At 56.6% G+C, this 14,932-nt stretch carries 11 protein-coding genes; 4 read left to right on the top strand and 7 right to left on the bottom strand.

The genetic code is table 11. From position 1 onward, the window contains the following. Positions 1–206: 206 nt before the first annotated feature. Positions 207–1,139 carry a bile acid:sodium symporter family protein gene (locus HMPREF2787_RS03790; protein ID WP_070858433.1) on the top strand — a complete coding sequence of 311 codons (933 nt, stop codon included), beginning with the start codon at positions 207–209 and terminating at the stop codon, positions 1,137–1,139. On the opposite strand, the gene HMPREF2787_RS03785 is transcribed toward HMPREF2787_RS03790, so the two are convergent. From HMPREF2787_RS03785 to HMPREF2787_RS03765, 5 genes are all read right to left on the bottom strand, one after another. Then, complete coding sequence (locus HMPREF2787_RS03785; protein WP_070858432.1) at positions 1,136–2,518, bottom strand: MFS transporter; 1,383 nt, start codon at positions 2,516–2,518, stop codon at positions 1,136–1,138. The two genes, HMPREF2787_RS03790 and HMPREF2787_RS03785, sit on opposite strands and share 4 nt — an antisense overlap. Positions 2,519–2,570: 52 nt before the next feature. After that, the gene (locus HMPREF2787_RS10845; protein ID WP_005509735.1) at positions 2,571–3,572 is read right to left on the bottom strand and encodes a DNA cytosine methyltransferase; all 1,002 of its coding nucleotides are present in this window, start codon (positions 3,570–3,572) and stop codon (positions 2,571–2,573) included. A gap of 164 nt (positions 3,573–3,736) precedes the next feature. Beyond that, positions 3,737–4,666, bottom strand: a complete 930-nt coding sequence (locus tag HMPREF2787_RS03775; protein ID WP_070601566.1) for a NaeI family type II restriction endonuclease — start codon at positions 4,664–4,666, stop codon at positions 3,737–3,739. A 110-nt stretch (positions 4,667–4,776) separates the two neighbouring features. After that, the gene (locus HMPREF2787_RS03770) at positions 4,777–5,916 is read right to left on the bottom strand and encodes a trypsin-like serine protease (protein WP_070603707.1); all 1,140 of its coding nucleotides are present in this window, start codon (positions 5,914–5,916) and stop codon (positions 4,777–4,779) included. A gap of 255 nt (positions 5,917–6,171) precedes the next feature. Continuing rightward, positions 6,172–7,254, bottom strand: a complete 1,083-nt coding sequence (locus HMPREF2787_RS03765) for a S1 family peptidase (RefSeq protein WP_246824187.1) — start codon at positions 7,252–7,254, stop codon at positions 6,172–6,174. A gap of 277 nt (positions 7,255–7,531) precedes the next feature. On the opposite strand from HMPREF2787_RS03765, the gene HMPREF2787_RS03760 reads away from it, so the two are divergent. Next, positions 7,532–8,086 carry a hypothetical protein gene (locus HMPREF2787_RS03760; protein WP_070603706.1) on the top strand — a complete coding sequence of 185 codons (555 nt, stop codon included), beginning with the start codon at positions 7,532–7,534 and terminating at the stop codon, positions 8,084–8,086. Positions 8,087–8,114: 28 nt separating this feature from the next. Here HMPREF2787_RS03760 and HMPREF2787_RS03755 read toward each other — a convergent pair whose 3' ends face one another. Both HMPREF2787_RS03755 and HMPREF2787_RS03750 read right to left on the bottom strand, forming a co-directional pair. Beyond that, positions 8,115–8,945, bottom strand: a complete 831-nt coding sequence (locus tag HMPREF2787_RS03755) for a hypothetical protein (protein ID WP_070601567.1) — start codon at positions 8,943–8,945, stop codon at positions 8,115–8,117. A 198-nt stretch (positions 8,946–9,143) separates the two neighbouring features. Beyond that, positions 9,144–9,965 (bottom strand): (2Fe-2S)-binding protein, encoded by an 822-nt coding sequence (locus HMPREF2787_RS03750; protein ID WP_246824186.1) that lies wholly within the window; start codon positions 9,963–9,965, stop codon positions 9,144–9,146. A 129-nt stretch (positions 9,966–10,094) separates the two neighbouring features. On the opposite strand from HMPREF2787_RS03750, the gene HMPREF2787_RS03745 reads away from it, so the two are divergent. Then, on the top strand, positions 10,095–10,961 hold the full coding sequence (locus HMPREF2787_RS03745) for a hypothetical protein (protein ID WP_070858431.1): 867 nt from the start codon (positions 10,095–10,097) through the stop codon (positions 10,959–10,961). Positions 10,962–11,066: 105 nt separating this feature from the next. Continuing rightward, positions 11,067–14,903 carry an ABC transporter ATP-binding protein gene (locus HMPREF2787_RS03740; RefSeq protein WP_168168049.1) on the top strand — a complete coding sequence of 1,279 codons (3,837 nt, stop codon included), beginning with the start codon at positions 11,067–11,069 and terminating at the stop codon, positions 14,901–14,903. Positions 14,904–14,932 lie beyond the last annotated feature (29 nt).

Here is a 14,932-nt window from a genome sequence, read left to right as displayed (position 1 = left end):
TTTCCGCCGTGGAACACCCACCGTTCGGCGGATTTTTGCAATTTCGCAACGTATAAACCCAAGGTCACTAGAGAATGTCCAGCAATAACAACGCACCAGAAACGCAGCCGTCTTCGCCCCGGCAGTCCCCGCTAAAACCACATTCTCCCGAGGAGACTTCTGGGAATGGCGGGCAGCCGGATACACAGCCGTCGAAGCTCTCGGCAATGATTGAAGTTCTCGGGTTTCCGGGCTTTATTTTGGCGGGTTCGGCGCTGGCATTCTTCTTCCCCGCCCCGTTTACTCCGCTGACGGATTACATCACGTACTTCCTGATGATCATCATGTTCGCGATGGGCCTCACCCTGACCATCCCGGACTTTAAGCAGGTCGCTAAGCGCCCGTTGGCGATTCTCTTCGGCGTCATTGCTCAGTTTGTCATCATGCCGCTGCTAGCGATTGCCGTGGCTAAAGCCCTCGGTCTCAACCCGGCACTCGCTGTTGGTCTGCTCATGCTGGGCTCCGTCCCCGGCGGCACCTCATCGAACGTTATCGCATACCTGTCGCGTGGCGATGTCGCACTGTCCGTCGCCATGACCAGTGTGTCGACGCTGGTCTCGCCGATTATGACGCCGTTTCTTATGCTCGTGCTTGCCGACGCGCACACGGAGGTCGACGGCCTCGGGATGGCCTGGAGCCTCTGCCAGACAGTCCTCCTGCCAGTGATTGGCGGTCTGATTATCCGCTTTGTGGCCGACTCGTTTATTAATAAGATCCTCCCGATCCTGCCGTGGATTTCCATTCTCGGTATCGGTGGCGTGGTCTTCGGTGCCGTGGCCAAGAACGCTGAGAGCCTGGCGAACATTGGCCTGATTGTGTTTGTGGCTGTGATCATCCACAACGTCCTGGGCTACGTGCTCGGCTTCTTTGCAGGCCAGCTGGTGGGGATGCCGACTGCGGGCAAGCGCACGGTGGCCGTGGAGGTCGGCACACAGTCCGCTGGCCTGTCCTCCGGTATGGCAGCGAAGTTCTTTACCCCGGAGGCAGCGCTTCCCGGCGCGGTGGCCGCTGTGGTGCACAACATTACTGGCGCTATCTACGTGGCTATTTGCCGAAAGCTCGATGAAGGCAAGGAAACTAGCAAATCCGCTTCTGCTTAAGCTGTTTTCGCTTCGGCTTCTTTGGCTCCGCTGTTCGACGAGTGGGCTGGTAGAGTCTCGCGCCCGAAGATCCAACCCACCATTGCGACCAGCGAAATGACACCGCAAACAAAGAAACCGGCCTTGAACCCTGCGGCATCCACAATTGCGCCGACAATCAGCGGGCCGGAAATCGCTCCGAAGTCCTGAGCCATCTGGAAATTGGCGAGCACCTTTCCACCTTGACGGTTGGCGCCGATGACGTCGGCAAGCACGGCCTGCTGCGATGGATTGATCATGCCAGCGCCGAAGCCCGCGAGGACGGAGAGAATCAGTAGCGGCATGGCGCCGCTGCTAAATCCGATAGCGCCAGTGAATACGCCGTTGATTAACAGGCCTGTGATGAGCAGTGGACGACGGCCAATGCGGTCGGAGAGACGGCCGGAAAACTGCAGTGCCGTAACATTGCCGAGCGCGAAGGCCGTCAGCGCGAAACCAGCTGTGGCAGTGGCGGCTACGGCCCCATCGCTGCCTGGTTCTGGTGCGCCGACATGGGAAAACGTTGCCGCGGCGAACAGCGGGACAATCGCGACGCGCACGCCGAAGTTCGACCAACCGTTGGCGAAGGCTCCGATTAGCGCGCTTCGATATGCCGAGTCGCGGATTGCCTCGGAGAACTTCAGCACCGGGGTCGTGCGCTTGGGCACTACGTGGCGAAGATGCTCCGCACTCAGCGACATGCCCACCACAATCGTTGCCACAATCAGCGCGCCACCGTAGATGAAAAACGGCACCCTCATGCCCCATGCGCCCATCGCAGCACCAATGATTGGTCCAAAGACATTGCCCAACAGGAAGGCTGTGCCGTAGGCAGCCGAGCTCTTACCGCGGATCTCCGGCGGTGAAATCCGCACAATCAGCCCCATTGCCGAGACCGTAAACATCGTCGAACCGATGCCTCCGAGCGCACGAAACGCCAGCAGTTGCCAATATGTCTGCGCAACACCAACAAGCAAAGTCGAGAACGCGACGATACTGATGCCGGTTAGGTACGTGCGCCGATATCCGAGCTTCTCTACCAGTGAGCCCGATGCCGGCGCGAAGATTAGCCGGAAAATGGAGAACGAACTGACCACGAAGCTGGCCGCGAACACCCCCACATCGAAGCTGCGCGCGTACTGCGGCAAGATCGGTGCAATCAGACCGAAGCCCAGCGCAATGATGAACGCAGCGCTGACTAAGATCCAGATTTCTCGCGGAATCGGCTGCTTTGTCCGGTCTGATTCCCCCGGCTGAGGGCCTAGGCCTTGTGCTTTGCTTCCCACCCCCGACGCAATGTCTGGCTGAGATTCGCACTTTGCTCTACGACGAAGCAGGTCGCGCGAACGGGAAGCTGACAAGGTAACGGTCCTTTCTTGCTCAGTTGACCGATTTCAATAAAAGACTCGACTCTTATACAGCTATGACCTCTTGAATCGGCACCTGTGCTGTGTTTTTATTTAGTGCATTTGAAATCGAAGTTCCCAATGCTCTTGCCACAGGAGGCGGAAATGCATTTCCGACCTGTCTCCAGGCAGCAGTTTTCTTTCCAGAAATTTTCCACTCCGGTGGAAAACCTTGAATTAGAGCTCCCATAGCAACTGTAAGCCGTGGAGGTTGATCCACTGGATCGTCAGCGGCAGGCGGATACTCCGCGATTGACGACCCCTTAACCCCTAGCTTGGCCCATGCTTCTCTTGCACGCGAAGGACCAACATCTGGGCCACCATGCTTCTTAGATCCGCCAACGAGAGTCGGCGCAATTTTATTCGCACGAGCTGCCCAACTTTCCGCTCCTGGCCACCCCTGCGAAGCCATCTCCGCATAAAGCGTTTCACCTACTGTCGGGGCTTCACCTTGCGGTTCAGGCCAGTGGAAAAATGGAGCATACTCCTGTTTCACAGCTACCAACACAAAACGAGGACGGAGTTGCGGAACACCGTGTTCCGAAGCATAAATTAATCGCCAATGTGGTTCATATCCAAGACGATAGAGTTCGTTAAGAACGGACTCTCGGTAATTCTTAAACCGTGGTTGCGACAACCCCTTCACGTTCTCCAAGAGCACTGCTTTCGGGTCGGCCAAAGCAATAATCTCAAGCGCTTTTGGGAAAAGATCTCGCTCGTCATCAGCCCCGAGCTGCTTTCCGGCAATTGAAAACGGTGGGCAAGGCACACCCCCAGCCACTAGATCTACGCCTTTGAAATCCGCACCGTTTAAGTTGAGGACATCGTCCTCGCGAACATTCCAACGCTGTTTTGCTGCAACGAGATCGTTGTCCCTATTCAAACGCAGCGTATTACAGGCATCTCGGTCGTTCTCTACTGTGCATACATGATAGAAACCGGCTTGCTCAAGCCCCAAAGCTTGGCCACCAGCACCGGCGCAAATCTCTAGCGATGTGAATCCACTCATCTCTAACGCCACCTCCTACATCGCCAACCAATGGTTCTTCGAACTGGAAGCTACCCGATGCTCAGGATCCACCACGAGACATAATTCGAACATCCATTCGATACCGTGCTTAATAACGCTTTCTACCCTACTACCCCGACTGATTTTACGGTCAACAAACCCGATCAGAATGAAATAGGTGCCTGTACCACCGGGTCAGTGCTCGTAGCTACTCGCCAAGACTGACCGTCAATTTCCACAGCGCCCCGCCCCCGATGAGAATCAGTAACCGACACAACTCTCAGCGCAATCAACTCATCGGAACGCAGTTTCACACCAGCCAACTGCTCCGCGATTTCCATCTGCCGCATATACTTTCCGGTTAAGATAATTATGCCCTCAGCTGCCAGAGCTGTACGCGCACCACCATTGCCACGCACACGCTTCATGTAGTCGCGCTGTTTCGCCACCGTTGCAATATCTTCTCGATTGATGACCAATCCGAGCGCCTGCCGGAAAAACTCGTTAACTCGCTTTTGCCCAGATCGATTGGCGAAGATCTTCTCACGAGCACTTTCCGGCAAATGAAGCAATCGATTTATGGGCAGCGGAGCGTCATCAAAGATCCAATCAATTCCAGATCGAGCTGACCGAGTAAACGTCCGCTTCCGATCACGATTCCCACCTTTCGTCAATTTGTCCGACGAAGCTCGCTCAACACAAACACTGAAACAGGAATCCTCATCAGAGGAATGCAGTCCAATAATAATCTCGTTTTCGGCTTCTACCGGGATCATCCACGACCCCTTATTCATGGAAAACTTGCAGTCTACGTCGATTCCAGCGATCCGATAATCAAGATGTTTCTGTATGCCGTCATCGATGATCTCCGCAAACTCATGACGGATAGCGATTTCGATCAATGTTCCAAAATGGGTCTTCTCAGTCTTGTAAAGCTGTTCCCAGCGGTAACGTCCTGTTTTCTGGCCGTTATATAGCAAGTAATAGGTTTCCCTAAAAACCTTTGCAAACCGATCCCCTTCTGGATCCGCATCACGAATTAGTGCCTTGACCTTTTCGACCTCCGAATCGGCAGCACTGGTTATCTTTTGCATAGTTAAGGACCTTAAGCCACAAACCCCCTACCCCGCCACCATGGCGGAATAGGGGGTTAAACGGAGCGTCGTAAAGCGAACGCCCTATCTACGAGACTGCGGTGACCTGATTAGAACAGGCTCGGCAGGTTCGCCTGCGAGGAAATGCTGTCGGCTGCCTGTGTTGCCTGAGCGGTCGCACCAGACAGCTCCGGGATCGGCAGCTCCGGGAGAGCTGGGCTCTCCGAGATGATGTCAGCAATTTCCGGTGGGACCTCAACGCCCTCTGGGAGCAGCTCGCCAATCGGCCCCAGATCCGGCTCTTCCTGCGGGACGTGCTGGTTGGTGTACTGGACGTCCTCGTCAATCGTGCGGAACTCAGACTGCGGTTCAGTGGAAGTCTCTACCTTGAAGCGCTCGTTAACCTGGCCGTCTGGGATGTCGTACTGCTCTTCAAGAGCAACGTCAATCGGCTGGAAGCGGCTCAGCGGGCCAATACCCATGGAGTTAACGCCGATGGCCTCGCGAGTCTCTGGGTTGTAGGCGTTTCCGCCCGAATCGCCGTGGTCAATCGGAGCGATGGCCCAGACACCGTTGCGGACACGGAAGGCCTGGAAGCCGCAACCGCGGCCAGTACGGGAACCGTCAGTGCACACGGGCTCACCGAAGTTGTCGACGGAGATCTCCATCGGGTCGAGAGTGCGCTTGTCCTCGATACCGACGATTTGAACCGGCTCGCCATGGACGTTGCCGAACTCATCCACAGAGTGGGACATAGAGGTGGTCTTGATGTCGTCCTGAACCTCAATGATGCCGTAGTCACCGCTATTGAAGAGCTCGTTGAAGAACTCCGGCATAGTGGTGTTTTCGTCGAAGTCGCTCTCTTCCGGCATGACATCGGTGCCCATGTAGTCCTTGTTGACCAGCTTGTCGCCGTCCTTGGTTGGGATGAAGAACTGGCCGGTGACCTCTTCGCCGGTTTCAGTATCCTTCGCCACAACACAGTGACCGGCAGTCATGATGACACGATGCGAAACGCCATTCTGATCCACAACGGTGCCGGGAACTCCCAGAGAGCACATCGGGGACTGAACATGCCGTCCGTCGATGTTCTTACTGCTCGGGAACGGCATTCGCAACGGCGAGCCCGGGCCGATGACAACATCCGAGTTTGCCGGTGCAGCCTCAGCTACCGCGATTCCGGGCACAAAGCCACCTACAGCTACCGACAGTGCAGCCGTGAGTGTGGCGACCTTCTTCGAACTGGCCATAGTGTGCGCTACTCCATTTCTGTACAGAAAACTTGTCCCACTCAGTGTATTAGGGACACCTTTACAAAGCTCTCCAAAAATGAAACCTAGGGTGAAATTCTCAGTCGAGGAACCGGTGATTCGCCTTCATTTCACACTCATTAGACATCAAAAAGTTTGCTCAACAGCAATGCAAGAGCCAGAACCATCCGCCTTGGATGATTCTGGCTCTCTTAACGGTTCGGGGGTGATTTTTGTCAGATTCTCAGACTGGTGCTAGCTCTCAAAGCTTGGAAGCTGAATTTCTGCCAACTGAGGCGACTCAGACAGATGTGACAATTGTGGTAATTGGGGCGATTGTGGCAGCTCAGGGACTTGCGGTAACTGTGGCAGCTGGTCCACGAGATCGACTAGCTGCGGTACAGAACCTTCCTGTGAATCCTGCGAATCCTGCACCCGGGCATACTCCTGATCAGCCGCCATATCCTCGTTGAGGGTGCGATAGGTGGAGTCGCGCTGAGCCGTGGAATCCGATACCTCAAAGTGGTCGTTTACTTGACCGTCGGGAATACCGTAGGCCTCCTGGATGGCAATATCCGCGGGCATCACACGCGAGACCGGACCGAAGGTCATCGAATTCACGCCAATAACTTCATTTGTGGTCGGGTCGTAGGCATTTCCGCCAGAGTCACCGTGATCAACGCCAATACCAACCGTCCAGATGCCGTTTCGAGCTCGGAATACCTGATATCCACAGGCTCGTCCGGTGCGCATACCGTCCTTGCAGATAGGCTTGCCAAGATTATCGAAGGAGACTTCGCCACGCGGCAGGTCTTCATTGTCCTGAATGCCAGTCATCACTACCGGCTCCCCGTAGCTCTGACCATTTTCATCAATGGAGTAACTTGCACCGGTAGTCTCTACGTCCGGATCCAGGTTGATTATTCCGTAGTCCGCGCCATTAAAGCCTGCCGGCAACGACTCCAGTCCGGCATCTTCCTGCGGCAATTCCCAACGATGGGCACCTGCGGTACCAATGCGCTTATCACCTTCAGTGGTTGGCACATACACCTCACCAGTGACGATTGGCAGACCTATATCCGGAGCATCATTCAGGCAGTGCCCTGCGGTCAACATGACCCGATGCTTCTCCCCGTTGCGGTCCGTCACCGTCCCCGGAACACCCGCCGAACACATCGGCGAGTTGATATTTCGATACCCATCCCACGGACTTCCCTCCATGGGGGTTCGAATCGGGTCACCCGGACCAACCACGACAGCATGTGCAGCGACCGGGGCCACCAAGGACAAAAGTGCTGCGAAAGCCGCTACCGCCAGTCGACTTCTTGCGTGCTTCATTGAGACGAATCTTTCAAATGTTTAGTTTTCCTTTAGGGCCACCACTCACACTAATCCACCACCCCACCCCCAGAAATAGTGTTTTCTCAGACTCTTGGGCTTTTACAAAAGTCGTTATCGAATCGTTTCCACAACCCCACGCGTCCCTGCAATAACACCAGACACCTAGCCAATTGACTACCCCCACTTGGGTAGCCCACTGATGCTAATCTTATTTCGCACACGCGTTCTATACGTTCGAAAATATGAGTCCGGGGTGTTCGATAATTTGTGAGCCATGAGTACAACAAACGAGTTTCCCATTCACCGTCGCCTAGCCCTTCCCCCGCTATCCGCTACCTACCGTGCAGAATGTTTCGAAGACCTCGCCCTCATCCGCACAATCCTCTGCCACCCCACCATCGGCCGTAGGCATTCGCCCGGCGCGCTGGATCACTCCTTCTCGCTTTCCGACGGGCCTGTGGTCACCGTCCGAGCGTCACGGATAGCGCTTCCTCGCGCACTGGTCTCTCAGCTTGCCGACGTGCACGCGGAATACTTCGTCCTGAAGGATGAGCCCATGTTCATGTACTCCGTTTCCGTCAAGGTGGAATCCTCATCGGAGGTAGTCCTCCGCGGAATTGGCGGTTCGAATCGGACACGGGAAGAAAACCGCCGACGCACTCGGGCTGTAGCCGAGGCTCTCCATCGTGCGCAGGACTGCAGCAAGATACACGAAAACGGCACTGACCTCGCACTCCCCGGGCGCCGTTATAGTTGGATCGGCACCAGGGACGCGCGGCCACTGCCGTGTCCTAGCGAGCTCTTTTCTTCTCGCTCATCAGCGGCTTAGCACTAGTCACAGCACTGCCGCAGTATAGCTACTCGCTGTCGTCGCCTTCTTCGTCGTCCTCGTCGTCATAGTCGCCATCGTCGTAGAGGTCATCATCGTCCTCGTCGTCATCATCCTCGTCCAAGGAGGCAACGTGATCAGAGTAGATGTACTCTGCATACCCGTCATCGACGGGTGCCAGCTGATCTTCCCATTCCTCTGCGCGGTCTACTACGAGCGCAAGGACATCCATCAGCTTGTCAAAGTCCTTGAAGGTGCCCAGTGTCAGAACCTCATTGCGCAAGGTCTGGATATCAGAGTAGAGGTCAGCGAACATCTTGCGACGGTCATCATCGGTGAGAACCGTTTCGGTGTCCGAGTCCCAGAACTCCGCGATGGCCTGGTCGACGATGTCGTCCAAGTTCGCGTCCTGGGAGATGAAGCGGACGTGTGCGCTGGGCTCGTTGTTGTGGGCAGTTACCAAAACCTGCACCAACGAGGAGGTACCAACTTCGGAGGTAACCAGAGTTGCCTCTTCGGGGTCCTGTTCAAACTCCAGGTCAGCAATGCGGTCATCGTCGCCATCGAGCAGAGTGCGAAGCAGGCCAACAACCTGGTCAGTAGCTACATGGTGAGCGACTGCTGCGACGGCGTCTTCGACGGAGAATACAGCGGAGACCAGAACAGCTTCGAACTCGTCGTCCTCATCATCCACATCGGCAGCGGCTACGTAAACTTCGGCAGCCGGGATGTCCTCATCAATGGTGACGAACTGAACCTCCAGGTCAGAGGTAATGGGAACGAAGAGGGTGTCATCGTTGACACGGCTTTCAATGCCCTCGCGGTCCAGTGCCGCAGCAATCTGCTCGAAAAAGCTCATGGGTGGAATCCTCCCTTGAAAGATAATTGGCCTCTACCCGCAGCCAATCGTAGCGACAAACGCGCAATCATGGGGTGGCTCATGCCCCCGGCAATTGCTGCGAAAGATCGCGCCGGCAGCGTGCGTGCTGCTGCAAAGCCGCCAACGCGGTCCGTTGAGGAGCAGGCCGCCAGCTGTCGATTCTCGAAAACAGAGCGCTCAGTAGCGTGCCCAGAGTTGATGGCGTTCCTCACGAGAACGTTTTGGACAGGAGACACACAGATCGGCATCTGGGCTGTGATAAATCATGCAGCAAGTAGCTCTCTCCAGGTGAGTAACTACATCGAAGTCCGGTTCTTCTCCCGCTTCAGCAGCGGCTTCATCCCAGGGGCGCACCTCGCCTCCGCAGGAATCCATGAAACGAGGAAGAGGGACCCGATGTACTCGCTGTATTCCCTCAACGACATGTTTGCCAATAAGCGCTCCACGCCAGGGCTCCATCAGCTCATTACCGGCGGATATTGCGGCGTTAGCTACGGCATCGGCAGCCACGGCCCAAAGAGGGGCAGGCTTGATTTCCCCGACTTCTCCAACAACCTGAGCCAACGGCTCCAAGAAATGAGCCAGTGCTTCGCCGGAATCCTTCAGCTCATCCGCATCCTCAGCGGAAATGCTTTCAAACTGTTGAGCTTGGAACCCAACCCAATAGTCATCTCGAAGAAATGTGAGCCAAGAAGACCACTGCCACACTGGAACTCGATCGGACACCAACACGCATGCCAGCGATGGCCCTACCAATGCTCCGCACATGGACCACCACCACAACTGGGCCTGGAAACGGGTATCCACCTCAACCTCGGGCATGGGAAACAGCTTTCTCCCAGCCTCAATTCCGGCGGCTACAGCTTCGGTAGAAAGGTGCCACTCCGCAGCGCCGTCGTGAGGCGTGACATCTGCGGAAAACCGAGGAAAGTCCGCCAAAAGCTGGGAGTACTCGGGAGGCAATGCGGCACCCCGCGTGACATCGTTCACCAGTCTCATCCTTCTATCGACTGTGTTAATCGCCGTACACCTGTCTATTTTTCCACCGACTACGGAATTTCCCCACAGCTCAGTAGTGTTTATATGGGCATATGGCTCTCAACGGACCCGTTTAGGAGGTCTACTACTTTGTTCCAAAAGACGAAGAAGGATTCAACTCGCACAGTAACTGATGCGGTGAACTCAACCCCCGAAGCGATCGAACGTGATGCCGGAAAACTGGGAACCCTTCTTATCCAAACCCTGGATAAGACCATGAGCTGGCAGTCGTCTGCCATCACCGGGTACGTCAGTTCCCTGCACAAGCGCAAAAAAGATGAAACTCCGGCGCAGGTACAAGAACGTATTGATTCCCACTACCTCAACCTGGTCACCGGCACCGGTGGTGCCGCCGGCGGCAGTGCGGTTCTTCCCGGCGTCGGCATGATTACGGGCTTGGCTGCGGTTACCGGTGAATCGCTGCTGTTCCTGGAAGCATCAGCCTGGTACACACTGGCCTCAGCAACCCTGCGCAATATTGACATCACCAATCCGCAACGCCGTCGCACGCTGATTCTTGCGGCCATGAGTGGTTCTGAGGGGACAGCTATTATGGCCTCTCTGCTTGGCGAGGAATCGCTGCGGAAGCAGACCAAAACTTCCGTGAATTCTCTACTGCCACGGCTTGGTGTTCCGCAGCTGGGTGCAGCAAACCGCCTGCTGATTCGCGAGGCACGCAAGCGCTTGATGAAGAACGCTCGTCTGGCCATCATCGGTAAGATTTTGCCATTTGGAATTGGCGCCGTGGTTGGGGCCTCCGCAAATCGCAAGCTCGGTGGCATTCTTATCAGCTCCACTCGCGCATCTCTGGGCCCACTTCCCCAGGATTGGTCGGACTTTGAGCGAAAGCTACCGGCTAAATCCAACACCTCTGAGGACTCGAAGAAGGACTCAAAGTCATCTAGGTTCTCTATTCCCTCGGCGCTGAAGTGGCCGAAGAAAAAGAAGAATAAGTAGTTCCTCTTACCCGATTACCCTTCAGCGACTTACCCTTCAGCGACGTTTTTCAATGGAAGAGCGGTACCCACCATGGCCCAGAGCAAACCCCTCAGAACCTCTCCCATGAAGTTCTTGTGGAAACAGTCTCTTCACAGGCCACTACCGCTCTATGGCGTCGTTGTCGCAGCGCTAATCGTTGTCGGGCTGGAGTCCGTACTTCCGCTTCTCACTAGAGATGCCATTGATGTGGCAACGGGCTCTTCCGATGGCGGTGTCCCCGCGCGCCTACTGCCTTCCCTAACTCCCCTGCAGGCAGTCATTTCCGTCTTTCTGGCCATCGCGTTAGTACGCTTCGTCGCCCAGGTGGGGCGCAGATTCTTCTCCGGCAAACTCTCCATTGATGTTCAGCACGACCTGCGACTAAAGATCCTTCGCTCCCTACAAAACCTCGATGGTCCAGCACAAGACCGAGTCAACACCGGCCAGGTTGTATCGCGGTCAATTTCCGACCTCCAGGCAGTGTCCGGACTACTGGCGATGTTGCCGTTGACACTGGGATCCGTCGTCAAGCTGTTCATCACAATCGGCATCATGCTCGCCCTCTCGCTGCCCCTGACACTGGTCGGCCTCGCCGTGGTGCCAGCGATTGTCTACATTGCAGTGAATTCTCGTGACAAACTCCATGCCGCAACCTGGGCTGCCCAACAGCAAGCAGGCGAGATCGCCGGACAAGTCGAGGAAACCGTTTCCGGCATCCGCGTTGTTAAGGCGTTTGCGCAGGGTGACAACGAAGTTGCGAAGATGGAGCGTAACTCGTCGCTCCTCTATTCCCTACGCCTGCGAGCGGCAAAACTCAGCGCTCGATTCCAACCGGCGCTACAGTCGTTGCCGCAACTGTCCCTCGTCGGAAATATCGCGGTCGGTGGCTGGCTCGCGATTAACGGACACATCACCCTAGGCACGTTCGTAGCTTTTGCCACGTATCTCACCAGCCTGACTGCCCTGTCGCGTCTGGTCTCCAACATGGTCATCTCGATACAGCTGACGTCGGCAAGCATCGACCGCATTTCCGATGTCATCGACGCCCGACCAGACAACCCCGAACCCACCGACGCGCTCCTCCTCCCCGACGGCCCCGTTGGCATCAGCTTCAACCACGTCACCCACAGCCGTGGCGGACGCACGCTTATCGACGATGTCTCATTCTCCGTCGCGCCAGGGTCGACCTTAGCGTTGATTGGCCCACCGGGGTCCGGAAAGACTATCGCCACGGAGTTACTCGGCCGTCACTATCTGCCGGATTCGGGAACTATCACTATCGATGCGCCCAGCCACGGCACATCCACAGATACCGCGCGCATTCTCTCCAGCGACGTATATGACGCTATTACTGTCGTTCCGGACACTCCTTATCTATTTGCGGGCACGTTGCGTGAGAACATCGCATTCGCCAATCCCGCGGCGTCCCAGGAAGAGATTGTCGCCGCAGCGACCGCCGCCCAGGTCAACTTCGTCGACGACCTGCCTCAGGGGTGGGACACAGCCATCGGCGAGCGCGGGCATAATCTCTCCGGCGGACAAGCTCAACGCGTCGCGTTAGCACGGGCATTCCTCGCACGGCCTCGAGTTTTGGTTCTCGATGACGCGACCTCAGCAATCGATGCTGCAACAGAGTTGGAAATCTTCAACGCGCTGACCTCGCAGCTGGCGGATACGACTATCGTCATCGTGGCGCATCGATCTTCCACTCTCGAGCAGGCGGACCACATCGCCATTTTCGAAGACGGTGCCATCACCGGCATTGGCACCAAGGCCGAACTGATTACTTCTCATCCGCGCTTCACCGAGCTGATGGACATCGACCAGAGCGCCTACCCCGAAATCGAAAACCTTGTTCTCGACCCCATCGACAGCGAAGACCCCAGCCCCGAGGAACTCTGGCCCGACGAAACCGCTCCAACCGCCGACGACTCCACGTCAGACACCGCTGCGCGGCTTCCCGGAGGTGCCACTTCTCAAATGAGCCGCGGGGTTGGCCGAGCCGGAGGCGGTCCAGGTGGACCTGGTGGTCCAGGTGGCCGCGGCGGCGGTCGTGGTGGCATGGGGGCGGCTCTCGCCAATGCTCCTGCGACGCCTGAGCTTCTCGAGCGTGTGCGAAACCTCCCACCCGCTACCGAAAAACCGCATGTGCCCGCTGCGGCACTCGACAACTCCGAGACTTTCTCTCTGCGCCAACTGCTCTCCTATGTCCGCGGCCTATTTATAAGTGTCATTGCGCTGCTCGCTCTCATTGCCGTTGCCGATCTGGCGTTCCCCATGCTCGTGCGCTACGCCATTGACCACGGCATCAGTGAGCACAATGAGGCCGTGCTGTGGGCCTGCGCCGCAGGTGGCTTGGCGACGGTCCTCATCAGTTGGCTTGCCGTAGCCACAAATGCTGTTATTACTGCGCGCACTGGTGAGCGGCTGCTCTATGCCCTGCGTGTGCGCTGCTACCGTCACCTGCAGTCGCTTGGCATTAACTACTTCGAGGCCAATCGCTCGGGCGCCATCATGACGAGGATGACAACCGACATCGATGCGCTCTCCTCTTTCCTGCAAACGGGACTGGCAGAAGGGGCAATCGCCGCGTTTACTCTGCTCGGTGTCACAGCACTGTTGCTTGCCACACAGGTGTCACTCGCCGCGGTGGCGTTGGCATCGCTTCCCATCATTGTGGTGGCCACCCTGGTATTCCGCCGAATCTCCTCGCGCCTATACAAGTCTGCACGCGAGCAGCTCTCCTTGGTCAACGCTTATTTTCAGGAGACCATTGGTGGGCTTCGCGAGATTCAGATGTACCACCGCGTCGCCGATATCGAATCTTCCTTTGCCGAGGAATCCAACAAGTACCGCGCAATCCGTCAGCGAGCGCAGCTGGCTGTGGCTCTATTCTTCCCCGGCATCAACTTCGTCTCTGAGTTGGCAACGGCCGCGGTATTGGCTGTCGGTGCCCAACAGGTTGCCTCGGGAACTACGACGCCCGGCGTACTCGTCGCCTTCACGCTGTACCTGGGAATGCTCTTTGGCCCGATTCAGCAGCTGTCCCATGTTTTCGACGGCTACCAGCAGGCGAAGGTCGGCCTCAATCGCATTGATGATCTCCTACAGACCGCCCCCATGCCAGATCACGGCACTACTGACGGCGCGTCCCGCGCAGCTGCTGGCGACTTGCGCTTAGACAAGGTGACTTTCTCCTACCCCGCCGCCAACTCTGAGCACGAACGCCCGCAGGTTCTCGATGCTCTCGATTTACAGATTCCTGCCGGAGAAACAGTCGCAATTGTCGGATCCAGCGGCGCCGGAAAATCGACAATCATTAAGTTGTTTGCCCGTTCCTACGACCCAGTTGGCGGCGTGGTGCGAGCCTCCGAAACTGACATCCGCGACTTCCCTCTTAACGATTGGCGACGAACCCTCGGCTATGTCCCCCAAGAATCACACCTGTTTTCGGGGACAGTAGCAACAAATATTTCCTACGGTCGGCCAGACAGCAGTCATGCTGAAATTCAGCAGGCCGCGAAAAACGTCGGTGCCCTCAGCACCATTGCCAGCCTGCCCGGTGGCTTCCACCACCCCGTCGGCCCAGATGGCCGAGGGCTCTCCTCCGGACAGCGTCAGCTCATCGCACTCGCTCGTGCCGAAATGATGCGTCCTGAACTGCTGCTTCTCGACGAAGCCACCGCGACACTCGACCCTGCAACAGAGTCGGCAATCCTTGAAGCCACTGACCGTGCGTCGCGTCAACGCTCGGCAATTATTGTGGCCCACCGCCTGGCTACAGCGGCTCGGGCCAACCGGATTTTGGTACTTGACCACGGGCGTATTGTCGAAGACGGCTCCCATGATGAGCTTCTAGCGGCGGGTGGCCAATACGCAGAGCTCTGGAGCAAGTACCATATGGGGAGCGCGACGGTGTAGTAATTCAGAATTTTCGTTATCCTTGAATG

This window comes from Corynebacterium sp. HMSC061H03, from assembly GCF_001838215.1.
Classification (GTDB): domain Bacteria; phylum Actinomycetota; class Actinomycetes; order Mycobacteriales; family Mycobacteriaceae; genus Corynebacterium; species Corynebacterium jeikeium_D.
This window is presented reverse-complemented; position numbering and strand designations above follow the sequence as displayed.